The organism is Yoonia sp. R2-816, from assembly GCF_046762905.1.
Classification (GTDB): Bacteria; Pseudomonadota; Alphaproteobacteria; order Rhodobacterales; family Rhodobacteraceae; genus Yoonia.
The window spans coordinates 39,769-63,371 of record NZ_JBKQXN010000179.1 but is presented as its reverse complement, the minus strand read 5'-3'; the positions used below and the strand labels follow the sequence as shown (position 1 = coordinate 63,371).

Genomic DNA, 23,603 nt, shown 5'->3' with positions numbered 1-23,603 from the left:
GGATCATGGCGCGACCGTAACCTGAACCGGACCTGCCAACGCACCGCGACGGCCTACATCATTCACAGCGGAGACCCAGTAGTCATAGCTGCCTGGGGCGACGACATCGGTGTAGGAAATCGTATTGTTCGGGGTCGATGGCAATTCGTTTGAGATGTCATGCACCTCCCGATCCACCGCGACGCCAGGCGGCGTCCGATAGACCACAAAGCCGACGATGGCCGTATTGGCTGTTGAGAAGATTTCGATCAGCGCGCTGCCGCCCTGATCCGTGACGGTCATGTCGCCAGTAGCAATCGACGGTGCCGGTATGATCAGATTGGCCTGCAGATTGAAATCAAAGACATCGGTGTAGTCGCTTGCATCCGCTCCAGCAAAGGCGCGGGCGCGTATCTCTATTCTGTTGATCAGCGCATAGTCATCAAACGCAACACCTCCGTCAGAGACCGGAAAGCTCAGAGTCGTCCAGACCGATGTCCCATCAAGCCTGTGATCGAGCTCGAAACGATCTGTCACAGCCGTGGTCGCCCCTGAGGCACGCAGGAGTATCTGAACGGTGTTTGACGCCGCTCCGGCAATCGTGCCAACCGCAATCCTGACAAAGATTGGTGGCTGCGGCACCGAAGTCACCGGCGGGCTCACCTCACCAACCGACCCGTCCCAAGCCGGGGGGACCTCGGCGTCCGTCAGCTCATCGATGATCGGGGCGGCTGCCACCATCAAAAGACGCGAGGTCAGGTCCTGGCCTGGCTCGATATTTCGTAACCGCAAGGCAATGCTCTCAGTCTGCAATGGTCCGACATGCACCAGATCTCCAACACTCGGGAGCGGACCGCTGCCGTTGATCCGCAGGAGGCGTGTTTCGCCATTGCTCGGGGCCAGCGGACGCACCAGTGAGCTGCCAATCACATCGTCAGGATCGGCATAGACGCGGAACCTGACACCCCATCCCTCACCGATGCTGACGCCCTCATCGATCTCGACGGCAGAACCAGTCACAGCCTTCACGCGTGCAGCCCTTTGAGACCGCTCAAGGACATCAAAGCTGCCCATCACCTGATCACCGCGTGTGACAACGCGTGACGCGCCATCCTGTATCGCCGAGAACTGGTCGGGCCGATGGATCAGCTCGTACATCCTTCGCTTGGCTTCGCGCCAAACCTCGTCAGGATCCGTCTTGCCGGGCAGATCGATTGCTTCAGTTAAATTGACGGGACCCACATGCCCTGGCCAAGGCACAATGCGTTCGGCTTCCTGATAACCGTTGGTTTCGTCGAGAAAGCGCACGCGCATGCCGTCAGGTGGTTCGAAATAGGTACGGCTCCACGCAAAATCTGTGCTGTTGCGGGGGTTGATATGGTCAACCACCAGCTCCTGCGGTCGGTCAATCACCACGCCCCAGCGCAGACCGTCATGGCGTGGCGTCGCGCGCCCTGCCGCACAAATCAGCGCAAGCATCTCCGCAAGACTCTCACTGCGATCATGGACACGGTCATACTTCAGGTTCTTGGACAGGCACCACGCATGCCAGTCAGCAATCAGATCCATGTCGATTTCAGCCTCAGCCACAGGGTAAGGGTTCGATGATCCCATGAGCGCCGTCAGGAATGCGGAGGCTGGCGTTCGGCTATAGCCTGCCACCCATAGATCGCCAGCCCGGGTCAGCCCCTCGCGTTCAGCAATGCAGTTGACGGTGTCGAGCGCACCGTTGAGCTGCCCACTCGCCTTCACCCGTATGGCAATCAGCCCCAGAGGCTTGTTCATGTTGATCGGGTACTCCGGCAGGATCGATTGCAGTGCGACAAGGTAGGAGCGGCTGGATCTCTGCGTGCTTTGATTGTCGGGTGTCAGGCGGGTGACTTCGATCTGGTAACGTCCACGCTGCGGGACGGTCCAGGTAAACTGGCGCACAAAGCTCTCGCGCTTGGCAGCCGTTACGGTCAATGTTCTCACATCGATCCAATCGCCAACGCCATCCTTGCGTGCGCGGATCCGTATCGACACAGATGTCGATCTAACATTACCGTCGTCATTGACCCGAAACAGACCACCGGGAAACCCTAACAGAACCGATATCTCCGTCGCATTAAGACCGCTCCATCGCACAAGCGGCGTCAGGATCGTCGCCGTGTCGCTACCGCCAGAGGCACCACCCAGCGCGTCGCGTATTGCCTCGATAGCACTGGCTGGCTTGTCTGCATTTGCGGAGGGTCTGGTCAGCTCGATACCGAATGTCTCTTCGAACACCTGCCTGTCATAGATCGTGACGGGTGCATCGTCAGACCGCCCCTCGCGGATCTCGACATCGATGTCGTCATAGTCGTCAATGGGTGTATCACCAATACGCAGATCGCTGATCCGGACCGGCCCATAGCCAACACAAAACAGCGCGCGAACATACTGATCATCGCCCACGATCTCCGTATAGGAGGGTGCGGCAAAGGGCGGGGTGTAGCGGTGCCTGCCCAGGATCAACGGCACCGGTTGGCCGGGTCGCAGATTATTACGCAACGCGCTGATCTCGTACACATTCCGCACCGTATCGTCATCGGGTGTCGGCGGGGGTATCAGGGCATTGACGAGCAACGTGCCGATGACAGTCAGCCCCGCTGCAACCAAACCAACCCCAAGTGCTCCCAATTCAGCAAGACCAATCGCCCCGGCTATCGCGGGCGCAAAGATCAAGGCGGCAGCAGAGACCGCCACCAGCAAGACCGTGCGTACAGTTTGGTCATCCCCCGGCACAGCGCGGATCACGACCTGGACTCCGGGATTGGGCCGCACCCGCTCCCAAAGCCGCCGGGGAATGACCGCAGCGCCCATGTCGGACACGAGCGTGACTCGTAATTGACCCGGCCCCACACCGGCACCCGGCAGCGCAATCCGCACTATCTCAGCCACCGTCAGCCCCGCCGGGACCTCCAACGTGATCCGCATGCGTTCGGGATCCATCAAAGGCGCGGCAAGAACAGGAACCATTAAATGCGTCATGAACCCACCTTTAATGATGCTGTTAAAGGCAGCAGTCGGGCATGATGCCGATAGGCTCCCAGATACCGTTTGCCCCAACGCGCCGACCTGTAATCCTCGATCTTGGCCTGCTCGCCCCGCGCCATGTGCAGCATCAACTTGCCATTCAGGCGAATACCCACATGGCTGCCAAAGCGACCTTGCCGAAACAGCAGCACGTCGAACATGTGCGGCGTTGCCGTCAGCTGCCACGGCCCACGATCAATCTCGCGATCAATCAAGGCTGCCACCTCTGCATGTTCCTGCGCACTGGCGTATGCAGACTGGTAATCCAGCAGATGAATATTAAGCTGATCAGCATAGACCAGACGTACCAACCCCCAGCAGTCACAGCCGGTCTGTTCGCGGCCCTGATCCTTGAACGGCAGCCCCACATATGCGTTCGCCCAGATCATCGGAACAGCCCCGGAAACCGGTCCTTCGTGAACCGATCCATCGGCACGGTCTCATCCTCAATCGGTGCCCGTGACACACTGATCGTGACGTCACCAACAGAGCCGTCCGACGACATCATCACCATGCCGCGATACTCGATCTCGATCACATCCGGCGAACTTGCGAGCACGATTGCGAGACTGACCGTCGGGCGATCTATGAAGCTGCGCAGCAACGCGGTGATCTCGTCGCTCACATTGTCCAGGGCAAAACTCGCGGCGGCGGGTGCATCCTCGAGATCGCCGGGAATGTCCGCTGACATCAGCACAAAGTGAAACGGCTCTGTGACTGGATCTGCACCCAGCCAGGTCGACCGCGTGCCGTAGATCAGTGGATCCGTGGAAAGCCGCTCCGTCGGGTCTGTCGAGAGACGGATGGGCGCGTCCAGATCGGGATGATCGATCTGGACAAGAACGACTTCCACCTCTTTTGTCGTGGCCGCGTCCAAGGCAGCACGGGCATTCAGCGACACCCGTCTCATGGCAACACCGCAACGCTGAAGGCGATATCGAACCGGACACCGGAAATGTGCTCAACAGGTGGCTCATCGCCAAACAGGCACAACCACTGTGCGCTCATCAGGACCGGCGTATCGCCTGCCTGCAGAATGGGACGCCCATCGGACGCAAGAAGCGGCCAGCCATCCGTCACCGGATCCGGCATCAGGAACGGCAGCGTGCCATCCGCCGTGATCACCTCATAGAACTGATCAAATACCGCCTTCAGGCTGCGCGGCACATCGACCAGGCTCAGGCTGACCAGGCGTGGTGCGTTTGAGAACCGCTTGCGATATCCAGGCACCGGACCACCCGACCGCCGCGCACGCGCATCGAGGCGCTGCGCCTGGTACCCTTCCCGGCTGGGCTTCGGAAGCTCACTTGGCCAGACCGCCACACTCATCGTCTGCTCCCCCGCTGCCGGACACCATATGTTTGCTGGAGCGTCCGCCGGGCTCCGCCGCCTTTGGTGGTCAACGCGGCTCCCACCTCGTCTGCCAGGACCAGCGCAAACTTGCGCCCACCCGACCCATCTGGCTGCTCCTCAATCTCGCCCCTGATCGGTGTGGAGCCACGGTTCTCGATGGAAATACTCACGCCACCAAACATGTGCTGCGGCGCGGGGTTGCCACCAATGGCACCACCACGCGCAAAGCCCGGCACCACAGCATCACCATTCATGGCGTCCAGAAGCGGGCCGTAGCGCCGTGTCGCACGGGCATTCATCATTGTTTCTCCTGAAGAGCCCCACATCAAAACATCGTCAGACGTCCCACCACCAGGGCCATAGATCCGCCCACCCTCGGCGCGGGCCGGTACGCCCGCCCCTCCAGCCAACGCCTGGACAAAGGCATCGACGGCACCATTCCCGCCAGCGGTCCCGAAGACGCTTGCCAGTGGGCCGGTCCCGAGCAGTGCCGCCTGCTGGATCATTTGCAGCAGCAAGCCCATGACGTTTTCGAACACGCTTTCAAGATCACCGCCGGACTGGATCAGATCATCGAGGATCCCGTTGGTGATGTCCTTCCACTCCGCAAGGTTCTCGCGCGCCAGTTCCATCGCCACCGCTTCGCGCTCGCGTGTCGCGATCAGTTCCTCGATCTTTTCGCGCTCCGCATCGCTTGCCGCCCCAAGCGTCTCCCGATGGCGGATCATTTCCTGTTGCACGGGATCCAGTTCACGCTGGATGGCCAACTCCTGCTCCAGCGTGGCAATCAGATCGGTAACCGCCTTGCGTTCCCTCTCGGCCGCCGATGCGCCACCGCGCGGCGACCGGGTGCGCTGCGTGCCGGGCCCGGTCCGCGTGGTCGAGACCACACCGCTCAGCACCCCACCAATCAGCCCCTGGTTCTGCAGGTCGGCAATGGCCGCATCGGGACCGCTGACCCGATCTTCCAGGCCTGAGAGCTGGGCGGCCGTCAAATAGGAGACGTTCAACTCGGCCGCCAGCTCCTTCGCCGCCTGCAGCGCGGGCAGGATACCGTCCTCCATGCTGAGCTGCTTGAACTGCAACCCGGCCTTCACGACCTCGAGGAGCTGCTGATAGAGGTCGCGGGTTGCATCATCCGCGTCCTTCAGCCCATCGGTGGCATCATGGATTTCGATGGCAAGATCGTTGGCCGCCCGCGCCTTGTCTTGAAAGGATCCCGCCGTGCCCATCCGCGCCAGCGCATCCGCCATCCGGTCAGCAGCGGCCGGTCCCACATCTAGCTGCTGCTGAAGCTGGATCAGATCGTTGCGGAACGCACCGAGTTTGACGAGGGCCTCCTCGGCCGAGGTCCCCAACTGCTCCGCCAGGTTGGCAATGACCGGGTTTGCGCCGGGATCGCTGCGGCCGGGGTTGTAGAGGAAGTCCAGCGCGTCGTCATAGCCCTCTTCGAGATCCGTCAGCGCCGTCAGCATCGCGGTGACTTCGGTGCTGGTCACTTGCGAGATATCGCCCAGTGCGGCCGCCACACCGCCGGTCGCTTCGACCAGTGCGCCTTGTGCGACGGCCGCCGCGATCCCGCGTTCGATCACGAGGATCTCGCGGGCCTGCCGGGCGTAACGTCCATACTCTTCCCGCAGATCGGCCGCGCTGATGCGGCTTGCATTGCCGGTGCTTTGCAGATTGGACATCGCGTCATCAAGGCTGTCGATGACCTCTTCGAGATCCACAACATCGTTCCTGGCCGCCAGCGCGCTTTGGGCGTATTGGAACAAGGCTGCGCCACCACCGATGACACCCAGTGTCAGTAGGGAGAGCGGGTTGAGCATGCCGAGGAACGCCCCACCCAAAGCGCGCGCCGCGCCGGCCGCCCCCATCGGTCCGATGACCTGCGTGATCTGCGTGCCTTGCTGCAGGGCCAGCAAGAGTGGGCTTTGCCCAGCGGCCAGCATGACGCCAAGGTCATTGAACTGCGCCGTCAGATTGCCCAATTGGCCAGCGGCCGCGCGGTTTGCCCCGCCCAGTCCACGCGATGAGGCCGCTGCCCGCGCATTCGCCTGCGCCAGGGCGCGGGCGGCGGCGGCTGCCTGCTCTTCGGATTGGCGCAACCGGCGGGTGTCACGCGCGGCAGCTTCAGCGTCCTGACCCATGCGGCGGGTGTCGTTGCCAGCACGGCGATTGGCCGCGCCCATTTCGCGGGCGGATCGGCCGGCGCGATCAAGGCCCTGATCGACATTGTTTAGGGCACGCTCAGCGCTGGCGCTTTCGCCCTCGATGCGCAGGCCAACCCGGAAGTCGCTCATCCCTTGTCCTCCAGCGATCCTCGGATCGCACCGCTCTCTATTCTTTGAACGTCCGCCCAGGTCTCCGGTGAAACCTCTCGTCCTGCCAGACGCAGCCCAGCCTCGACAGCCGCGTAGTCCAGACCCGTCGGCGTTACACCCAGCATGGTTGCCACCGTGCGCCATTGCGTTTGCACTGCGAGGAAGGTCGAGACCGCTTCGACATTGCATGTCCAGATGACATCGCCGTCTGCCAGTTTAGGGGCTGACATGCCCCAGAGCTTTGCATCTGCCTCGGCCTCATCTTGTCGGTGTGGTCCGCCGAGCGTACCTGTCGCCCAGGCGCGCCCGACGGCTTCTAGTTTCCCACACGTGCCCTGTGCATTGCCCGCATGTAAGCCGTCGTGAGGCCCGTGCGGATATAGGCCATGTCAAGCAATTGATCGCGAATAGCGTCGGTGCATTCGATTTGCTTGGGCGTCTCTTCATCGGTGACCAGGTTCTCAAACGTCACGACAATCCGTTGCAGATAAGCCGTCGTGCCTTCTTTCGTGGTCAGGTCGTAGTCTTCCCCATCACTGAGCGAAATGGCCCGAAACCGCGTGCGGAGCATGTCCTCACGGTGGCCATCGTCCTCTGGCACCTGGATCGGCACCTCATGGGTGAATTCGGGTTCTTCTGTGACCTTAAACATGGATAGTTTTCTCCAACGGTTGACCGGCGACCACCTGGGCGGCCGCCTCAATGAATTCCGGCAAGCGCTACGTCAGCACCAGCGTCCACTGGTCATCGCCAGCAGTGGGCAATGGCACCAGACGCAGCGGCCATTCGACGATGTTCTGCGCACTCTCCAGACCCTGCGGGCGTTGGATCTGCGCCGTTGGAACGTTGAGAGTCGAGATCAGACCCGCGTCCCGTCCGTGGCTCAGCACAATTGGTACCGTGGTCTGTTCGCGTGCCAGCGTGAACGGATCAAAGTTAGTGAGCGGAACGGCTTCAACCGTGGTCTGCAGCACATCTACCCGGTCGGTGATCAGGATGTTCTCGGCATTGATCAGGAAGCGCGGCTCGACCTGATTGCCCAGGTTAAGCATGCAGCTCCGCATGACAAAGTCAGCGCCGTTCATCGTGAAGGTTGGCGTATTGAAGTCAGAGGCAACCAAGGGCTTCTGGAAGGCCGCCAGATCTGGCTGCACGCGCGGCGTTTCCGTCGCCTGGCTGTAGAGCCCGGTGAACTCGAATTGCAGATAGGGAATGCCCTGTGCGGTATAGCTCATATTGGCAGTGCCCCGGCTTCCTGACAGGCGGAACAAGGTGGTGTCGATCCAGATGTAGAACGTACCGCTCTCATGATCGTCGCTGACCGGATTGTAGGTCACCGACGCGTTCGGGACGATCGTTTCCGCGCAGCCACAAGCACGCAGGATTGGACCCCAGCCAGGCGCGATGCCCGCCGCGCCAGACCCAACGAGCTCGACATTGAATGTCAGACGCCGGTGCAGCTCGGTTGGGATCGTCGGCTGGGCACCCAGATAGGGCGTTTCCAACTCCCGGCTGACATCGTTGCCTTCCATGGGGCTGAGCTGCACGTCTGTGGCAAGGAACGCATGATTGGCACCGGTTGGCACCGGATCGATGCCATAAGCGGCCTCGATCTGAAACAGCAGGATCTTGTTGCGCCATTTGAGTGCCATGTCAGCTCTCCTCTTTCTTCACATCGGGGGCAGGCTTGCTGGGCTTCCCGGGTTTCGCTTTCGCCGCCACGGCTGGACCTTCGGTCTGCGTCAGCTTGCCATTCACATCACGGACGAAGCTGCCACCACGGCGGGGCATTTCTGGGGGCTTGGGTGTCTTAGGCATTGGCGATCCTCAGTTGGTCCTGGATGGCAAAGTCGATCTGGTAGATGAAAGCGCCGTGCGTCATCGACACTACGCGGCCGCTAACCAGGCGAAACACGCCAACCTCATCATTCGGAGCCCAACCCGCGATGGCATCGATGATGGCGCGCAGGTTGGGATCCAGATCGGCCAGTGCTTTCTTTCCGTTGCGGTCATTGGTGCGGATCGAAATCAGCACCGAGATTGACTTGTCGAACGACTGGCGAAAGATCCCGGTCGCGGCGTCAGGAGCACCACCACGCAGGGTCAACGGAATGACATGCGCAATGGTCCCGTAAGGTGAGAGCTTGCGCGTGTTGATCAGGTTGGCCAGATCCAGAGCACCTTCCACCCGCCCCTGCAGAAACGGCACTTCGGCCTTTAACTGAGCAATCACCGCCTCGATCATCAGATGAAGCCCTTCATGTTCTGCTCGGTCAGGGGCCGTTCACGGTCGGTCAGGCGCGCGCCGCTGCCACCGGACCCGGCAGCGGGTTTGCCCGCGATGGTCAGCGTGATGCGCCCATCCGCGATCTCGCGTAGCATGCGCATAGCTTCCTTGTACTCGTCCTCGATCTTCTGATCGGGCTGGAACACATGCAGCTTGTAGATGGCGATGGCCTGGCCGATATCAGCCAGCATGGGAGACACCCCAGTCACCGGCAGCGCATAGCGCTTTTCCAGGTAGCCATCGATGATCGCATCGGTGTCAGCCAGGACGCGGTCAATCACATCATGGTTGATGACGCCGGTTGGCACCTCGGCACGATCTGTCAGGTTGATCAGCGCCGGGTCACCATAGCGGTCTGAGAGCTGATCCAGTGTCGCATAAGGCATCGTTAAAGCCACCTTTAATGGGCAATTAAATCGCCTGTTCAAACATCTCGGGATCGCCACCGCCCTGCATGGCGTCGGTCAACGGCTCTCCGTCTTCGAAGAGCTGCAGGGTCAGGGTTGGATCAGCGATCAGCGCAACGCGCGCAGCGTTGTCCAGGTCATCGATTGGAACATCGACCGGCTGCTTGCCGAAATGTCGACCGGCACGCCAACGACCCTTTTTGGGGCCGACGATCCGCACCACAACACCCGACGCAAGCTCCGAGGGCACACCGGATTGTGTGCCCTCGGTTGCGTGAGTGGCGGGCGGCGTATCCTGTGGCGCAGCGCCGGTGGCTTCTGTGGCCCCGGTCGCTGCGCCTGGCTGCACTGCCCCATCCTGAGCTGCAGCGTCTGCCGCACCTGGTGCAACCGCATCTGCGGAACTCTCACCCGGTGGCGGTGTGGGCGCGCCGATCTGCCCACTGTCCTTCTCGCCATTGCTGGCGACGGCTCCAGTATCCTGTGCGGCCTCAGCCTCTTTGATGAGCTCTTCGAGCGCATCGTTGCTGATATTGCCTTTGAACGTGATTTCGAGCTCAGCGGCCCGCTTCTTCAGATCGTTGCGCTTGGACATTTCTGTCTCCTTTGGATCGGCTGAATAAAGCAGTCCGGTCGCGCCGGACCGCTCAATCAATCGACCGTGGATCAGGCGAGCCAGGGCACGACGAACAGCTCGGCTGTGCCCTTCCACTCGTTGGTTTCGCCACCGGCACCCAGCTCGTTGTTCAAGAGCTTCAGACCGGCGCTTTCCATGCTTGGCGGCACGACCAGGAGATCCGGCATCAGGCCAAGCGGTCGCCCGTAATCGCCCTTGCGCTCCATGATATTCGTCCGCGCCGCCGAATAGTTGGCCGCGTTGAGAGGCTGCCGAGATGCGTAGGCCATCTGCCAGAAGCCAAAGCCCACATTCCAGCGACCATCCGAGCCGTAGAGGAACTCCTTGTTCTTGAAGACGTGCTCGTCGTTTGGATTGTCCAGCGCAACGAACTCTGCCTTCTCGCGCTCCTGGAAGATCATTGGCTTCAATGCGCGCCGCGTCGACATCAAGTACCATGGCGTGCCCGCTCCACCGCCTGTGTTGGACACAGAAACGATCTTGCCATTCTCGTCCAGAACCGGGTGATCGGCGTCGAAGAATGGCTGGCCGTCATAGCACTCTTCGGTGAACCCATTACCCAGCAAGCCGAAGGTCAATTGATCAGGGAGGGCCGCAACACTCTCCCCCATCTCGACCATCATGGGATCGTAGGTACCCAGATTGTCGTCTTTGATGTCGTCGCGATCCACGCCAATCGTCAGCTCGTAGCTCTCGTTCTTGATCGAATAGTCGTGCTCTGCGATGCCATGGACGGTGCGCTCACCGACCCACTTGGACATGTTGGGCAGCTTGCCCAGCCAGCCATAGCGGTTTTCCTTGGTGGTCGACGGGACCGTGGTTGCCACACGGAGGTATTGCGGATCCGCCTGGTCAAGGCCGCGTGCATAAGCAGCGCTGAACCCAACACGGATCGCTTCGAGAGAAGCAGCATTGATAAGCATTGTCAGTTTTCCTTGCAGTGCGGAGGTTAAGTTGCGTTGGTCAGCGCTTCGTCCAGGCGGACCCAGACGCCCTGCGCATCGACATCGGCGACCACACCGGCGGGCGAGCGTGCGCCCGCACCATTGGTCGCGGCGACTGTCTGATCATCCACGACGAAGCAGAGGTCGCCGATATCGCGCAGATCGACCGCATCGTCGCCCGCCGAGTTTGCATAGTGAAACACGCCGGGGCGGTACTTGACTGTGAGGTCGCCGAACGCCCCGCCAGTGTTATCAATGGCCTCCTCAGCGCGCCCGACGCCAACAAGTCCTGCAGCCGTGACCCCCGGCTGAACATATCCAGCTCCAGTGCGTACCAGCAGCGCGCCCTGGAAAATAACCGCACCGGCAGGGACTGGACCGCTGGAGATGTCGCCCATGCGTTGGGGCGTGTTACGACCTTCTGTCAGCGGAGCCATTATGCGCCCTCCTTCTGATCAAGCTCGAGCTGCTTGATGTAGTCTGCTTCGGAAATGCCGAGTTGCCGTGCGACAGACACCTGCTCAGCGTTCAGGGAGATCGTGCCGCCGGATGTATTCGGCGGCAGGATTGTCGTGGGCGTTGCACCAAGAACCGGTAGGGCCTCGATGAGCGCCTTGCACTCGGCAGGATCCTTCATGTGCATCGCGATGTAGCGATCACGCACCGGCTTCAGACCAGCCCGACCGCGCTTGATCTCGGCATCGACAAAGGTCTCAGCCGCCGACCGGGCACCGCCTTCTTGTAGCGAGTTGACGGTCGTGGTGAGTGTGGCGATCTCGCTTTGGAGCGCCACGATCTCGGCGGGGGCCGCTGCATCCGATTGCGCGGCTTGGGTCGCGGCTTCAAGGATGGCGGCACCATCAGCGCTGTCGGCCAGGCCGAGTGCGACGCCGATCTGGGACAATTGCGACTGCATCGCAGTCAGATCCTTGTCAGCTCCCATGGTTTCGGTTTCGCCCATCTTGGCGGTCAGAGCAGATTTGATCTCCTCCTCAGTCGCCGTCTCAGGCAGGCCGAGCATATCGGCCAGGAACTTCATCCAGTCCATTGTGGTGTCCTGTTGCTGGTGGAGCGTGGTCATCCCACGCAGGTTGGGTTTATTCACAAGGCTGGCGCGCAGAATGCTGTGCACCGCCTTTTGCTTGTCGTGAAGGATGACGGGCGAGATCCCGCGATAGGCCCGGCTGGCAACCAGATCGCGGCCACTGTCAGTCCACTCGACCCTGCCCCAGATACCGTCGGACCGGGCTTCCATGGCCGTGATCCAACCATGCGCAGGTGCTGGCTCGCCACGTGGGGCGGCTAGGTCAGTTGCGTGGTTTTCGTCAATAGGCAGGCGGTCATCCTGCGCGAAAGACGCAGCGATGATCTCGTCGGCTGAATTTACATTGTAAGGTCCCCGTGCGTCGCCAGTTTCAATGGTCGAACCGCCAGGCAGCAAATGGATCCATTCGGGCACATCACTGTCGCCGGTGATGGGCGGCAATGCCTGAGAGGCACACAATCCGACTTCATGGGCGGCTTGGGCGGCGCAAAGGGCGATGAGGAATGGTGAGTGGCTCATGATAGGGCAAACCTATCTGCGCCAGATACCTACAAATACACGCAAGGGTTTGTGTGGTTTGAAGGGGAAATGCCTAAGCGAACATGCGTTGCGTGAATTGGCAGGTCAATCCCGCACTAAACAGCTCGGATAGTGCTGTTTGAAGCCAACAGTGAGCCTAACTCGACTAGTATTGCGGATACGGTCAGGGTCAGCGATGCGCAGAAAGCCGACGTTGCAAAGTTGCAAAGTCTGGGCGGGCCTTTATGGGGACACGGCCCAATCTGGACCTTGATTGCGACTACGAGTGCTGCGGTGCAGCTTCCCAAAACTGACATCAGAGGCGTTGTGAGGATTGCCGAGTGCACATGCCTCGACATGCCCAGAATACTCTTCAGCAAAGTGTCGCTGTGAAGGAATGCGCACGCGATCGAGAAACAAGTGTTTTCGTTTTGGCAAAATGCTCTTATCCCTTTGACACCAAATAGTCACATCGCGCTCTGATTTGAGTATCTCCCCTGAGTTCTCGACAATGCGAAACAGGAAAAAGAACAAAAATGTCAGACTTAGCAAAGCGCTTAAACGAATTTGTCAGGTATGCAGAGCCACTTGGTGACGAAAAAGGCGAAGCCCAGGTGTTTTGCGACCGTTTATTCCAAGCCTTTGGGCATGACGGCTACAAAGAAGCTGGTGCAACATTGGAATACCGGGTTCCGAAGAGGGGCGGCAAAGGCAAGAAATTTGCTGACTTGATGTGGAAGCCGATTGTCCTTATCGAGATGAAGTCCAAGGGAGAAAAGCTGCACCTGCATTATCAACAAGCCTTTGACTACTGGCTGCAAGCTGTTCCCAATCGCCCGCGCTACGTGGTGTTGTGCAACTTTGAAGAGTTCTGGGTCTACGACTTCGACAAGCAGCTCGGAGAACCCGTCGATACATTGAGGCTCGATGAGTTGCCACTGCGGTATCCTGTTCTAAACTTTCTCTTCCCGAACAACCCAGCACCGACCTTCGGAAACGACCGCGAGAAGGTTTCGCGTGAGGCTGCGGACAAGATGGCAGACCTGTTCCGAGGCCTGATTGCTCGGCCCAGAAACCCTGTTCCGCGTGAGCAAGCTCAAAGGTTTGTGCTTCAGCTTTTGGTCGCCATGTTCGCAGAAGACATCGACTTGATGCCTGCCTCGACCATCCAGGAAGTCTACAACGATTGCGTCGAGAACGGGCAGTCGCCCTATGATCTGTTCGGCGGTCTTTTTCGTCAGATGAATGATCCCAAGGCGGCCGACGCAGGGCGCTTCAGAGGTGTTCGCTACTTCAACGGGGGCCTCTTTTCGAAAGTTGAGCCGATAGAGCTTGATCGGTTTCAGCTCGATCTAATTGGAAAAGAGAACGAAGGGGCCGCGACAAAGAACTGGGCCAAAGTCAGCCCTGCTATCTTCGGCACGTTATTCCAAGACAGCATGGACGAGGCGCAGCGTCACGCGTTCGGCGCACACTATACGCATGAAGCCGATATTCAGCGCATCGTAGGGCCAACGATTGTGCGGCCTTGGCGCACCCGAATTGATGCCGCCAAGACGATGAAGGAGCTGGTCCAGCTTCGACGCGAGCTGGCCACATACCGGGTGCTTGATCCATCGTGCGGTAGCGGAAATTTCCTTTACATTGCATACCGTGAGATGTGCCGCCTCGATCTTCATATCCTACAACGGATGAAGGAGCTGGTCTCGCCCGCCAATTTTGAGAAAGAGGCTCGAAGCCTCACGGTCATCAGCCCCAAACAGTTCTACGGCATCGAGCTTGAAGGCTTTGGTGTCGAGCTGGCCAAAGTGACGCTGATGTTGGCTAGGAAGCTGGCCCTTGATGAAGCGCAGGAAACCCTCTTAGCTCTTCAAGGCGAAATGGCGCTGTCAGGCGACGCTCTTCCTCTCGACAACCTGGATGAGAACATCGTTGAAGGTGATGCCCTCCTCATGGATTGGCCCGAGGTGGACGCGATCATCGGGAATCCGCCATATCAGAGCAAAAACAAGCGCCAGGCCGAAATGGACCTCGACTATCTACATGACCTGCGGGAGCAATATCCGGAAGTGGACGGAAGAGCAGACTACTGCGTCTACTGGTTCCGTCTTGCACATGACAGGCTGAAGCCGGGGCAGCGCGCGGGCCTAGTTGGCACGAATACCATCCGCCAGAACTACAGCCGCGAAGCAAGCCTCGATTACATTCTGGCGAACGGCGGCACGATTACTGAAGCCATGTCCAGTATGCCTTGGCCAGGCGAAGCCAACCTTCATGTGTCCATCGTCAATTGGATAAAGGGGAAGGAAATGGGCTCCAAGCGTCTGTTCAGCCAGATCGGCACTAAATCAAAGTTCGACGAGCAAATAGTTGCGCTCGACAGGATCGGTCCGGCGCTGTCTTTCAACCTGGATGTCACGACCGCAAAACCGATCAAGGTCAACGCAGAGCGCGGCTGCTATCAAGGCCAGACCCACGGCCACAAGGGCTTTCTGATGAAGGCCAATCTGGCCAAGCTCGCGCTGTCACAAGACAAAACAGGCAAGCTGAAATCCGTGCTGCATCCGTTCATGATCGCCAACGATCTGATCGCACGACGCCACCCGGCTCCAGGACGGTATGTAATCGACTTCCAGGGTCACAATGTTCTGGAGGCTGAAGCGTTCAAGGAACCCTTCGAACAGGTAAAACGTCTCGTTCTTCCAAAGCGGCAGGAGGCGGCGAAGAATGAAGAAGAGCGTAATGCAAAAGCTCTCGCAAAGAATCCCAATGCCCAGGTTAACCGCCATCATGCCAACTTCCTGCGGTCTTGGTGGAAGCTGTCCTATGCCCGCGAGGAAATGGTGCAGGAGCTGTCTTCGTTGCCACGGTATATCGTGTGTGGTCAGGTAACAAAAAGACCAATTTTTGAGTTTCTTGATCGCGAAATTCGCCCCAATGCCGCCCTTCAGGTCTTTGCCTACGATGACGATTATTCGTTCGGCATACTCCAGTCCGACATTCATTGGGAGTGGTTCGTAAACCGCTGTTCAACCCTTACAGAACGCTACCGCTACACATCAAACACAGTCTGGGACAGCTTCGCCTGGCCGCAAAAGCCGACGTTGCCAGCCATGAAGGCGGTCGCGAAAGCGGCCGTCGATCTCCGAACCACAAGAACGGACCTCATGGCCAAACATGGTCGGTCCCTGCGCGAGCTTTACCGGGGATTGGAACTGCCGGGAGACAACCCGTTAAGAACGGCCCACACAAAGCTGAACACTGCCGTTCGATCCGCCTATGGTATGTCGCCGAAAGCCGATCCACTTCAGTTCCTTCTGGCGCTGAACGCCATGGTGTGTGAAGCGGAAGCTAAAGGAGGTATGGTGCAGCCTCCCGGTCTTCCTGCATCAACTAAGAACCGTGAACAGTTCGTTTCAAGCGATCGTATCATTGTCTAAGAATTAGACATCCGCGTAATCAGTCGGCTCAGGGCTGCGGGACGTTGGTCCTAGTTTGCAACCTGAATAGACGTCTGCTTTGGGACAGGGACTGCTCGTCACGCGTATGCAGCAAAGGTCGGCTTCCCGCGCTGGCCTGCGGGAAGTGAGAGAAATTATGCTCCACGGCCATGTCCGCTTTGGGCTGTACCCAACCCGTTCAAATTCCAGCAAGACTATCCAGCCAATCGATGACCACGCCGATCATTTCGCTCTCATCCTCGCCTGACAAACCGATAAACGGCCGCGCCGGGATATCGCCCCAGGGTGCATTCGGACCGAGGCTCCCCGCTTCAGCACCGAACTGCATCACGGCGGCTTGGATTGCGTTTGAGCCGATCTCGACCCAGTCCTCGCCATAGTTGAAAGCAATCTGCTGGCGCATTGTGCCTGATTGATTGAGAGGCATGCCAAAAGACTTGCCCTGTCTGGTGTAGATATCAATTGTGGTCTGCGAACGCGGCGCGAACGATTGGCCGTCGGGCTGCTCCCCGCGCTGCATGCGATCATGATGGGACACCAGCATATAGTTGCCGAGATCATTCATAAGGCCGGACATATCAGAGAGTCCGGCTGAGATTTGCGCCAGGACGCGGTCCAGCTCTTCGGTTTCCAGTTCAACGGTAATCATGATCTACCTCCGCTTTGGCGCAACGCCTGTTCAAAAACGGCGCGCAGATCATCCGGCAAGGATGCGAGAAATGCGCGTCCGACCGGCTCCGGCCACTGCTCGAACTTGCGCACCAGGCTATTGACGAGGTCAGCGATGCTTGCGCCTGGTGCATAATCCCACCCCTTGCCGATCCCGGCAGGCGTGCCGGTGCGCGGCACGACACTGTCCCACCCCTCCTCGAGTACTAGTTCCGGCTTGCCGCCCAGGCGGCGGGCACCTTCACGCGAGCGGGCTCCGAATACACGGCAAGAACAGCCCCAATCATTGGGGGGAAAGTGCGTTGCCCAGAATGGGTGGTTAGATGGCAAGATCAAACCGTCCCATGCCAGATGTTGTGGGCGCGGCTCTAGGGACCCGCCATGGCGATAGACCCAGAATGGGTAATTGCCATCGATGAGCTGGGCATAACGTCCAGCCATGTAAGAGGTGCGCAGGTTGGTCTGGTAGATGACGCGCATGCGCCACTCCTCGCCGCGCTTGGTGCCCTCGCCTGTCCACCCATGCCATCCGTGCTTGTCCACAATGCCACGGAAGTCCTTCTTGAAGGTGTCGAACGTGGTGCCTTGACCGACGGCTTTCTCGACCGCTTCAGCCAGATCCGACAGCAGGTCCGCTTTGGTGGCTCCAGCCACAACGAACGCACGGTCATGTTCAGCACGCAGAAGATCGTCCCAGGCCGACGTTGCGACCAGATCCAACATACGGATCCGCAACGCTGTCAACTGGGCATTAAATGGCTTGCGAAAGGTGGCGCTAAGAGGATCGGCCATCGTCTGTGTCAGCTCCTGTCAGATATCCGCCCGCATGCGCCGCTGTCATGGCATCGGCGATAACTTCCTCCAGTTCCGACGCGTCGATCTCACCAAATCCGGCTAGGAGCATTTCGCGGAACTCTTCGAAGCTGCCTGAAGCCTCCAGCATCTCTTCGATCCGCTCCAACATGCTCAAAACGTGCGGATCACCGTCGTCAGCTAACCGATCCACCAAAACGGACAAATCCGCCGAGCCGCTGAGCGCCGTTTTAAGCGCCTGTTCGGCCTGCAGCGCGGAAATGTCCGCAGAACCGCGTCTCGCGCCTGCTACCCGTTTAAGAATCGCGCTGGACCGTTTAAAAACCTCATCCGGATCAGTAGGGTTGCCATCATTGGCCGTGGCGGGCGGATTTTGGGCCATTTTGCCGAATATCGCGTCCTCTGCGCTCGGTTCTTCCCACCCAAATCGGTCATAGACTTGCGATGACTTCACGCGCAGCCCGCCGTCGGTCAGTTTGATGAGGATTTCGGCCTCACGCTGGAGGTCTTCCTGCTCAGGTCTTTCGACTTTGATGCGCGGATAATGCTGCAGCCGCCCGAACTCGAGTTGCATCCAAGGCCGCACCAGATCGCGATTGATTACTGCACTCAGATCCTTTGCATCTGCCGTTTCGATATCTTGCTGGACCTCGCGGTGCTCTTTGCCTGATCCCAAACCGCCGGTTTCGGCATCCGTCGTCGCGGTCTGCCCAATCACCGCCTTGGAGATCTGTTTGTCCAGATACTCCGCCCGGTCGAGATAGAGAGCGGATGATGCACCGACGTTACTGGTCTCGATGAAGTCGATGGTCATGCTTTCGGGAATAATGGCTGCGCAATCGCCTGCGATGTTGGCGACGGCATTGAACAGCGTGTCCTTGTCATCCTCAGACGCACCCGCGCCCCATTTGCCGACACGTAGCGGCTGGCCATAGGTCTGGGTGAAGATAGCCCAGTCGCGCTGCGTGAACGCCTTGAACATCCACCCCCATGCGGCGACACGCGCCAAACCGGACCGTAGCGGCAGACCGGATTTGGCCTTGATGTTGGCGTAGATGAATTTGAAGCCAGGCAGTTCCTGCTCCTGACCGTTAGGATCCAGCATCATCGGACGCTTGAGACTGACACGATCAAAGCGGAACCAGCGCGGATCCCGATACTCAAGGTAGCCTGGCTTCCATTGCCCCTCGGACGTGTCCCACATGATCTCTGTCATGCTGTAGCCCTTGCCGATGGTGTCCAGAACATCGAACAGCTCGCTCTGCAACTCGTCACGCTTGAGCCAATCACGCACCATCTCGGCGCGAGCGACGTCATCAGACTGATCGCTGGCGGCCTCCACAGTGATGTCGATCTGGCTGACCGACCGGCGGCGCGTCCCCAACACGCCGAGATAATGCGGATCCCGCTCTTCGATGGTTTCGGCGAGCTCAAGATATTGGACAGGATCACCCCGGTCGGCGGCGCGCAGAATATTGGCCAGCCGGACCGGGTTCAACCCATCGCCTGGATAGGTGGTCAGCGGTGAGCGCACACCGCCAAGCGTGGCTGCGGCCTGTTCCTTGCGCAGCTCAAGACGCTTGATCGGGCGACCGTATTGGTCGGTCAGTGCCGGTTTGCGGTCCATTTCCAAGGCTCCTTCATGACAAAATCAGCCGGTAGCTGACATGCAGCCATAGGCGGTTTTGGTCGTGGCAAAACCCGGCCTGCCCCCACCCAAATTGCAGCACCGCAACGAACCACATCAAATACCTCCACGCACGCCAGCACCCAGCGGACTATCCCACCAGCTCCGGCCTTTGATGTCGCTGTCATGACGAGGCCTTTGCTGCAGCTTGCGCGTGCCATCGGGTTGTGAGGCCTGCGGAGCTGCACCGCGATAGCCGTATTCCACCCAGCGCATGCGTGATGCGAAATGCGCCAATGCAAGACCGATGGCGAAGTCACCATGGCGGGTCTTACCTTTGTCACCTTCGCGCGTGTCGGGCACGCGCGGAATACCTCGGATAACCTTGACCACGCGCATGTCAGATATGTGATCGTCGTCGGGGATCAGCGCGATGGTGTCCTCTTCAAACGCCGCCTTCAGCGGCGGCATATTGATCCGGTACCAGTCCTGGCTGAGTTTGATCGACCAGACGAGGCCAGATCCCTCTTCATCTTCGCGGATGCCGAACTTGCGTCCAAGGTTCTCCGCAATCATGTCGCCAATCCCGGTGGCATCGATGGCGGCACCAACCAAACGCGCCTGGACATGCTGCAGCACCAGATCGACCGCCGCCTGTTGTTCGGCATAGGGCACCTTGCGCATCTCAAGGCAGAGCGCTTCATGACGATTGAGCTTTTGGTCGATGGCTAGCAGCGGCACGACCGAGAGGTCCGCCACGCGCCCAACGTCAAAGCCCAGTGCATAGCGCAGAGACATGTCCAGGCTGCCAAGAGCCTCCTCAATCTCCTCCATGAACGGTGCGACAAGCGAGTGCTGTTCAAGATGGCTGCGATGCAAGAAGTCGTCTGGCAAATCGAGACGAATGATCGGGCGATCCACCGTCATGCGCGCTTCGATCAAGGGTGACGGCAACCATGTCCCGGATGAAGCACTGGGAACACAGAACAGCTCCTGGTCCGCACTGTCCTTGTAGAAGTCGATGATGCTCTGGCGCCATGCGGCTTCCGCTTCAGGCGTCCAATCGTCACCTTTGACCAGGCAAATGCGTTCAAAGAGCCCCTCTTCCAACGCCTGATCGAGATCGATCCGCATGTGATCGCCCGGTGCGCGTCCTGCCAGTACGTCCTGAATGGCGAGGTTAAAGTCATTATCGACGCCATAATGGGTGGAACAGACGACCACCTGACCACCCCACATCAGGAACGCCATCGCTGCCTCGATCAACGTATCCAAGCTGTCGACAAAAGCCGCCTCATCGATGATGACGACACCCTGCTTGCCACGCAGCCCTCTTGGTGCAGAGCTGAGCGCCATGATCTCCAAACCAGAAGCAAAGGGAATGCGGAAGGCCTGGATCGCCTTGTCGCCCTTATCATCGCCCTGCTCAAAGAGCAGCTCCTCCTCGGCCAATGCCGCAATCGAGAAGGCCCGTGCCCACATCGCACAGGCGTCGATGAACTCTCGGGTCATGTCGCGGCTATAGGAGATGTACATCACATCCATACCGCCTGCCTGACGCTGCTTACCGGCCCGGAGAACGGCATAGGCCGCCAGCCCCCAGGTCAGCCCGATCCGACGCGACTTTTCGATGAAGAGGACTTGGGTAGAGACGCTATCGAGCAGCGAGACCGCACGCTGCTGATACGGCAGCAACACAGCAGGCAGGCCTACTTGATCTATGACATCGGGCATCACCGCCGTGGCCAGACGGCGCTGCTCTTCCCATTGCTCTTTGGTCAAGAGCTCAGTCATCTGGAAGTGCCGCACGGATCAATTGACCACCCCAAGGATCTGGCGCTTGATCGCCTCGCTTGTCTCGGCCGTCATGCCTTTCATCTTGGCGACGGTCTCAACAGCTTCTTCAAGGAACTCCATGGTTTTGGCGCGGCGATAGGTGGATGCACTTTGCGCCTGCTGGGCCTGCCGGATCGCAGAGGCCAATTGCATGACGTCCTTGGGCAGCAGCTTGTCATCGTGATCGGCCAGCATGTGCAGGACCATGGATTTGATTGTCTCAACGGTCATGACCGTCAGATCATCGGCATCCTTCGGATCGAAGCGCTCAGAGAGGGCTGCGACAACGGCACGCGTTTCATCCAACCTGCGCGTCAGTTTGGCCATGCGGATGGAATAGCGATTGAAGGACGAGAAGCTGGGAATGCGGAACTCCAGCTCGCCACGATGCTCTTTCATCAGGGCTTCACATTTCTCCACGAACTCGGCATAGATATCCGTCTGCGTGCGCTCCCGATCCGACAGTTCCTGCGACGCCCAGGCAATGATGCCCTCGGCCTCGGTCGGCATCGTGTCGAACGATGAAAGGCGGCCGCGTCCCATATCAGCCTCCTGGGCGGGAAGGTCGTTTCACGCCCTCAATCTGGATCTCGCGCATCAGATGCCGGTGGCCCTTTTCCGTCAGGATTGCCACCTTGACGCTGTTGGCCTCCATCAACGTGATGGCCCCCATGTCCTTCAGGTAATCCAACTCGCCATGCAGCCACGCGCGGTCCTTGCGGATCCCGAAGCTCGTGACGATGGGTAACAGGTTGCCGCTGTTGAGTGTTTCCGTGTCCTCGGCTGCGAGCGCCTTCAGCACGATCAGGCGCGCGTCCTCACGGATGATCTGATCCATATCCATCGGTTACTCCTTGCCTCCACGCATCAGCACTTCCTGCATGCGCTCCATGATTGAGGCGATGGGCCTCAGTCTCTCTTCGAACTTGGCATCAAGCCGCTCGATGTTGCCTTCGCTGCGTTGCATCGCCAGCGTGAGATTGTGGATGTCGTCACGGGTGGGCATCGTCCTCATGGCGCTGCCCATGTTTTCCAGGCTGTTCTGGACATCCCCCATCTGGCGTTCGAGGCTCTCGATCTTGCGGGCGTTGCGGCGCATATCGTCATCAAGCGCGTCGATCTTTTCTTCGCTGGCTTCTTGTGCCGCAACGACATCGCTGACCTCTTCGGCAGCAACGGCGCGGACAGAGCGGCGGGTCCAGAGAACCGCGCCGACCATGGCAGTGACGATGGACACAACAAGGGTGAAGACGAGCCGGGTCGTTTCGATAGCGTTAATCACGTCCACGTCTTCAGTCCCGCCGATCTGCGCCCGGGAGTGGCAGTTGCAGCGCCATGTTGGTGCCCACCTCCATCAGCTTTGCTTCAGCAAGGCTCCGCAGTGCGGATTGGGAGACATTCAGGCGACGGACGGCCTGACCAGCCCCTTCGCCCGCCACATGCGCCAGAAGAATCTGGATGAGCGCGTTCATGTCTGGCGGATCAATCCGGTTGCTGACACGAGACCATGCCAGATGCGCGCCGGTGTTGAGAGCGGAATGCAGGGTCGCACGCGCGCGGGCGTCCAGATCAATACCCCAGCGCTGGTGCAAGGTGGGGGCGAGCCAGCCAACAAAGCCGGTGACAGCGAGACTTGTTAGCGTCAGGAGGGCGTTGATGAGTTCGGGGGTGAGGAAAGCTTGCATTAGGACCTCTTCTTGGGGGTTAAAAGGAGACTTCAAAGGCTGGTTGAAAGCCCGCTGATGACGCACGGATTTCTGCCGTGTATTTCGCTACAATCCACCCTTCCTGGCCCGCATACTGGATCTTGAACCAGCAGCGGCCTTGGAAGGTCCCTGCACGGATGACAGGAACAACAACACCTTTCGGGATTTGGGTGATCACATTGGGGTTGAACGACGGCCAGCGTCGCATGTTGAGCTGGTCTCCAGGGACTTCAATCCGCACCAAATCGTCACCATCAGATGACCACTCGGACAGATCATCCGCCTCCTTCGTGATGAGATCGTCACGGCCGAGGATCCGCGCTTTGATGCTGTTCAGGGGAAAGAGTGGGTTCGTGTCGACCTTGCGGCCGGGCGAGATGTACCAATGGGTGACGATGTCTTTGAGGGACGGCACGTAATCAAAGAGCGCGTGGAGGAGCTCCATCAACGCCTCCATCTGTTCTTCGGTGTAATCCATCCACCAGCCTTCACCATGTTCGGGCGTCTTGATGAACTGGATACCGTAATCGTCGATGTCGAATTCCGTCTTGAACCAGGCACGGGCCGTTCTGGACGAGCTGCCTTTGGTCATGCGACCTGCATTGACCAACTCGATCCCGATGGAGAAATCATTTGCCCCATCCAGCCCATGGTAATGTGACCGGCCTGCATGGTTCGCACCCACATTGGTTGGCACCTGTTGCTCGATGGCACCGTTGCGCTCGATGATGAAATGCACGGAGGTCTTGGCGTTGTTGTCTTCCAGATAGCGCGCGGCATCCCCGTGGCCGAGCGAGCTGGCCGTGTCATGAATGACCACGACGATTGGTGTGATCTTACCCCGGCGGTGCCGTGCCAGGTTGAACGGGACGCCTTGTAGTTTGTGATGCAGGAATTTCATGACAGACCTTTGCAGAAAGCGCGCCTTACGTTGCGCGC

The 23,603-nt window shown here is 59.3% G+C and carries 25 protein-coding genes; 1 reads left to right on the top strand and 24 read right to left on the bottom strand.

The annotated features are described in order from the left end of the window. Window positions 1-3 precede the first annotated feature (3 nt). The 15 genes from ACFWW2_RS07775 to ACFWW2_RS07705 form a co-directional block, all read right to left on the bottom strand. Window positions 4-2,991: a phage tail protein gene (locus ACFWW2_RS07775; protein WP_393927360.1), complete on the bottom strand. Its 2,988-nt coding sequence runs from the start codon at window positions 2,989-2,991 to the stop codon at window positions 4-6. Continuing rightward, window positions 2,988-3,425: an NlpC/P60 family protein gene (locus ACFWW2_RS07770; protein ID WP_393927358.1), complete on the bottom strand. Its 438-nt coding sequence runs from the start codon at window positions 3,423-3,425 to the stop codon at window positions 2,988-2,990. Before ACFWW2_RS07770 ends, ACFWW2_RS07775 begins: the two co-directional genes overlap by 4 nt. Continuing rightward, window positions 3,422-3,946: a hypothetical protein gene (locus ACFWW2_RS07765; RefSeq protein ID WP_393927356.1), complete on the bottom strand. Its 525-nt coding sequence runs from the start codon at window positions 3,944-3,946 to the stop codon at window positions 3,422-3,424. The genes ACFWW2_RS07770 and ACFWW2_RS07765 overlap by 4 nt, the downstream gene beginning before the upstream one ends. Continuing rightward, window positions 3,943-4,365, bottom strand: coding sequence for a hypothetical protein (locus ACFWW2_RS07760; RefSeq protein ID WP_393927354.1), 423 nt, complete (start codon window positions 4,363-4,365; stop codon window positions 3,943-3,945). Before ACFWW2_RS07760 ends, ACFWW2_RS07765 begins: the two co-directional genes overlap by 4 nt. Continuing rightward, entirely contained in the window at window positions 4,362-6,692 is a 2,331-nt protein-coding gene (locus ACFWW2_RS07755; RefSeq protein WP_393927352.1) for a phage tail length tape measure family protein, read from the bottom strand. The genes ACFWW2_RS07760 and ACFWW2_RS07755 overlap by 4 nt, the downstream gene beginning before the upstream one ends. Continuing rightward, window positions 6,689-6,943: a DUF1799 domain-containing protein gene (locus ACFWW2_RS07750; RefSeq protein ID WP_393927350.1), complete on the bottom strand. Its 255-nt coding sequence runs from the start codon at window positions 6,941-6,943 to the stop codon at window positions 6,689-6,691. The genes ACFWW2_RS07755 and ACFWW2_RS07750 overlap by 4 nt, the downstream gene beginning before the upstream one ends. Before the next feature lie 86 nt (window positions 6,944-7,029). Beyond that, window positions 7,030-7,365 carry a hypothetical protein gene (locus tag ACFWW2_RS07745; protein WP_393927348.1) on the bottom strand — a complete coding sequence of 112 codons (336 nt, stop codon included), beginning with the start codon at window positions 7,363-7,365 and terminating at the stop codon, window positions 7,030-7,032. Window positions 7,366-7,432: 67 nt separating this feature from the next. Continuing rightward, complete coding sequence (locus tag ACFWW2_RS07740; protein WP_393927346.1) at window positions 7,433-8,365, bottom strand: hypothetical protein; 933 nt, start codon at window positions 8,363-8,365, stop codon at window positions 7,433-7,435. Between the two features lies 1 nt (window position 8,366). Further along, the gene (locus tag ACFWW2_RS07735) at window positions 8,367-8,531 is read right to left on the bottom strand and encodes a hypothetical protein (RefSeq protein ID WP_393927344.1); all 165 of its coding nucleotides are present in this window, start codon (window positions 8,529-8,531) and stop codon (window positions 8,367-8,369) included. Then, window positions 8,524-8,958, bottom strand: coding sequence for a hypothetical protein (locus ACFWW2_RS07730; protein WP_393927342.1), 435 nt, complete (start codon window positions 8,956-8,958; stop codon window positions 8,524-8,526). The genes ACFWW2_RS07735 and ACFWW2_RS07730 overlap by 8 nt, the downstream gene beginning before the upstream one ends. Then, window positions 8,958-9,386 carry a gp436 family protein gene (locus tag ACFWW2_RS07725; protein WP_393927340.1) on the bottom strand — a complete coding sequence of 143 codons (429 nt, stop codon included), beginning with the start codon at window positions 9,384-9,386 and terminating at the stop codon, window positions 8,958-8,960. Before ACFWW2_RS07725 ends, ACFWW2_RS07730 begins: the two co-directional genes overlap by 1 nt. Before the next feature lie 25 nt (window positions 9,387-9,411). Then, on the bottom strand, window positions 9,412-10,002 hold the full coding sequence (locus tag ACFWW2_RS07720; protein ID WP_393927338.1) for a hypothetical protein: 591 nt from the start codon (window positions 10,000-10,002) through the stop codon (window positions 9,412-9,414). A 71-nt stretch (window positions 10,003-10,073) separates the two neighbouring features. Beyond that, a complete protein-coding gene (locus ACFWW2_RS07715; RefSeq protein WP_393927336.1) occupies window positions 10,074-10,967 on the bottom strand; it encodes a Mu-like prophage major head subunit gpT family protein in 894 nt (297 codons plus the stop codon). 26 nt (window positions 10,968-10,993) lie between these two features. Continuing rightward, window positions 10,994-11,425: a hypothetical protein gene (locus ACFWW2_RS07710; protein WP_393927335.1), complete on the bottom strand. Its 432-nt coding sequence runs from the start codon at window positions 11,423-11,425 to the stop codon at window positions 10,994-10,996. Beyond that, the gene (locus ACFWW2_RS07705) at window positions 11,425-12,552 is read right to left on the bottom strand and encodes a phage protease (RefSeq protein WP_393927334.1); all 1,128 of its coding nucleotides are present in this window, start codon (window positions 12,550-12,552) and stop codon (window positions 11,425-11,427) included. Before ACFWW2_RS07705 ends, ACFWW2_RS07710 begins: the two co-directional genes overlap by 1 nt. 536 nt (window positions 12,553-13,088) lie before the next feature. Here ACFWW2_RS07705 and ACFWW2_RS07700 point away from each other — a divergent pair. Continuing rightward, window positions 13,089-15,992 (top strand): DNA methyltransferase, encoded by a 2,904-nt coding sequence (locus ACFWW2_RS07700; protein ID WP_393927332.1) that lies wholly within the window; start codon window positions 13,089-13,091, stop codon window positions 15,990-15,992. A gap of 199 nt (window positions 15,993-16,191) precedes the next feature. Here the strand turns inward: ACFWW2_RS07700 and ACFWW2_RS07695 are convergent, their stop codons facing one another. From ACFWW2_RS07695 to ACFWW2_RS07655, 9 genes are all read right to left on the bottom strand, one after another. After that, entirely contained in the window at window positions 16,192-16,662 is a 471-nt protein-coding gene (locus ACFWW2_RS07695) for a phage virion morphogenesis protein (RefSeq protein WP_393927330.1), read from the bottom strand. Then, window positions 16,659-17,474: a phage minor head protein gene (locus tag ACFWW2_RS07690; RefSeq protein WP_393927328.1), complete on the bottom strand. Its 816-nt coding sequence runs from the start codon at window positions 17,472-17,474 to the stop codon at window positions 16,659-16,661. Before ACFWW2_RS07690 ends, ACFWW2_RS07695 begins: the two co-directional genes overlap by 4 nt. Continuing rightward, entirely contained in the window at window positions 17,458-19,122 is a 1,665-nt protein-coding gene (locus ACFWW2_RS07685; protein WP_393927326.1) for a DUF935 domain-containing protein, read from the bottom strand. The genes ACFWW2_RS07690 and ACFWW2_RS07685 overlap by 17 nt, the downstream gene beginning before the upstream one ends. Window positions 19,123-19,239: 117 nt before the next feature. After that, window positions 19,240-20,916 carry a hypothetical protein gene (locus tag ACFWW2_RS07680; protein WP_393927324.1) on the bottom strand — a complete coding sequence of 559 codons (1,677 nt, stop codon included), beginning with the start codon at window positions 20,914-20,916 and terminating at the stop codon, window positions 19,240-19,242. Window positions 20,917-20,934: 18 nt separating this feature from the next. Beyond that, complete coding sequence (locus ACFWW2_RS07675; RefSeq protein ID WP_393927322.1) at window positions 20,935-21,501, bottom strand: phage protein Gp27 family protein; 567 nt, start codon at window positions 21,499-21,501, stop codon at window positions 20,935-20,937. A gap of 1 nt (window position 21,502) precedes the next feature. Further along, window positions 21,503-21,802 (bottom strand): hypothetical protein, encoded by a 300-nt coding sequence (locus ACFWW2_RS07670; protein ID WP_393927320.1) that lies wholly within the window; start codon window positions 21,800-21,802, stop codon window positions 21,503-21,505. A gap of 3 nt (window positions 21,803-21,805) precedes the next feature. Next, window positions 21,806-22,246: a hypothetical protein gene (locus ACFWW2_RS07665; protein ID WP_393927319.1), complete on the bottom strand. Its 441-nt coding sequence runs from the start codon at window positions 22,244-22,246 to the stop codon at window positions 21,806-21,808. A gap of 4 nt (window positions 22,247-22,250) precedes the next feature. Next, window positions 22,251-22,643: a hypothetical protein gene (locus ACFWW2_RS07660; protein ID WP_393927318.1), complete on the bottom strand. Its 393-nt coding sequence runs from the start codon at window positions 22,641-22,643 to the stop codon at window positions 22,251-22,253. Window positions 22,644-22,662: 19 nt separating this feature from the next. Continuing rightward, a complete protein-coding gene (locus ACFWW2_RS07655) occupies window positions 22,663-23,565 on the bottom strand; it encodes an N-acetylmuramoyl-L-alanine amidase (protein WP_393927316.1) in 903 nt (300 codons plus the stop codon). Window positions 23,566-23,603 lie beyond the last annotated feature (38 nt).

What these genes read in the sequence shown, in the direction of transcription:
- ACFWW2_RS07750 (WP_393927350.1), bottom strand. Translation starts at nt 6,943, where the DNA reads ATGTCAGCCCCTAAACTGGCAGACGGCGATGTCATCTGGACATGCAAT.
- ACFWW2_RS07690 (WP_393927328.1), bottom strand. Translation starts at nt 17,474, where the DNA reads ATGGCCGATCCTCTTAGCGCCACCTTTCGCAAGCCATTTAATGCCCAG.
- ACFWW2_RS07745 (WP_393927348.1), bottom strand. Translation starts at nt 7,365, where the DNA reads ATGTTTAAGGTCACAGAAGAACCCGAATTCACCCATGAGGTGCCGATC.
- ACFWW2_RS07755 (WP_393927352.1), bottom strand. Translation starts at nt 6,692, where the DNA reads ATGAGCGACTTCCGGGTTGGCCTGCGCATCGAGGGCGAAAGCGCCAGC.
- ACFWW2_RS07660 (WP_393927318.1), bottom strand. Translation starts at nt 22,643, where the DNA reads ATGCAAGCTTTCCTCACCCCCGAACTCATCAACGCCCTCCTGACGCTA.
- ACFWW2_RS07720 (WP_393927338.1), bottom strand. Translation starts at nt 10,002, where the DNA reads ATGTCCAAGCGCAACGATCTGAAGAAGCGGGCCGCTGAGCTCGAAATC.
- ACFWW2_RS07765 (WP_393927356.1), bottom strand. Translation starts at nt 3,946, where the DNA reads ATGAGACGGGTGTCGCTGAATGCCCGTGCTGCCTTGGACGCGGCCACG.
- ACFWW2_RS07710 (WP_393927335.1), bottom strand. Translation starts at nt 11,425, where the DNA reads ATGGCTCCGCTGACAGAAGGTCGTAACACGCCCCAACGCATGGGCGAC.
- ACFWW2_RS07695 (WP_393927330.1), bottom strand. Translation starts at nt 16,662, where the DNA reads ATGATTACCGTTGAACTGGAAACCGAAGAGCTGGACCGCGTCCTGGCG.
- ACFWW2_RS07735 (WP_393927344.1), bottom strand. Translation starts at nt 8,531, where the DNA reads ATGCCTAAGACACCCAAGCCCCCAGAAATGCCCCGCCGTGGTGGCAGC.
- ACFWW2_RS07770 (WP_393927358.1), bottom strand. Translation starts at nt 3,425, where the DNA reads ATGATCTGGGCGAACGCATATGTGGGGCTGCCGTTCAAGGATCAGGGC.
- ACFWW2_RS07775 (WP_393927360.1), bottom strand. Translation starts at nt 2,991, where the DNA reads ATGACGCATTTAATGGTTCCTGTTCTTGCCGCGCCTTTGATGGATCCC.
- ACFWW2_RS07675 (WP_393927322.1), bottom strand. Translation starts at nt 21,501, where the DNA reads ATGGGACGCGGCCGCCTTTCATCGTTCGACACGATGCCGACCGAGGCC.
- ACFWW2_RS07725 (WP_393927340.1), bottom strand. Translation starts at nt 9,386, where the DNA reads ATGCCTTATGCGACACTGGATCAGCTCTCAGACCGCTATGGTGACCCG.
- ACFWW2_RS07680 (WP_393927324.1), bottom strand. Translation starts at nt 20,916, where the DNA reads ATGACTGAGCTCTTGACCAAAGAGCAATGGGAAGAGCAGCGCCGTCTG.
- ACFWW2_RS07705 (WP_393927334.1), bottom strand. Translation starts at nt 12,552, where the DNA reads ATGAGCCACTCACCATTCCTCATCGCCCTTTGCGCCGCCCAAGCCGCC.
- ACFWW2_RS07760 (WP_393927354.1), bottom strand. Translation starts at nt 4,365, where the DNA reads ATGAGTGTGGCGGTCTGGCCAAGTGAGCTTCCGAAGCCCAGCCGGGAA.
- ACFWW2_RS07670 (WP_393927320.1), bottom strand. Translation starts at nt 21,802, where the DNA reads ATGGATATGGATCAGATCATCCGTGAGGACGCGCGCCTGATCGTGCTG.
- ACFWW2_RS07700 (WP_393927332.1), top strand. Translation starts at nt 13,089, where the DNA reads ATGTCAGACTTAGCAAAGCGCTTAAACGAATTTGTCAGGTATGCAGAG.
- ACFWW2_RS07715 (WP_393927336.1), bottom strand. Translation starts at nt 10,967, where the DNA reads ATGCTTATCAATGCTGCTTCTCTCGAAGCGATCCGTGTTGGGTTCAGC.
- ACFWW2_RS07740 (WP_393927346.1), bottom strand. Translation starts at nt 8,365, where the DNA reads ATGGCACTCAAATGGCGCAACAAGATCCTGCTGTTTCAGATCGAGGCC.
- ACFWW2_RS07685 (WP_393927326.1), bottom strand. Translation starts at nt 19,122, where the DNA reads ATGGACCGCAAACCGGCACTGACCGACCAATACGGTCGCCCGATCAAG.
- ACFWW2_RS07655 (WP_393927316.1), bottom strand. Translation starts at nt 23,565, where the DNA reads ATGAAATTCCTGCATCACAAACTACAAGGCGTCCCGTTCAACCTGGCA.
- ACFWW2_RS07730 (WP_393927342.1), bottom strand. Translation starts at nt 8,958, where the DNA reads ATGATCGAGGCGGTGATTGCTCAGTTAAAGGCCGAAGTGCCGTTTCTG.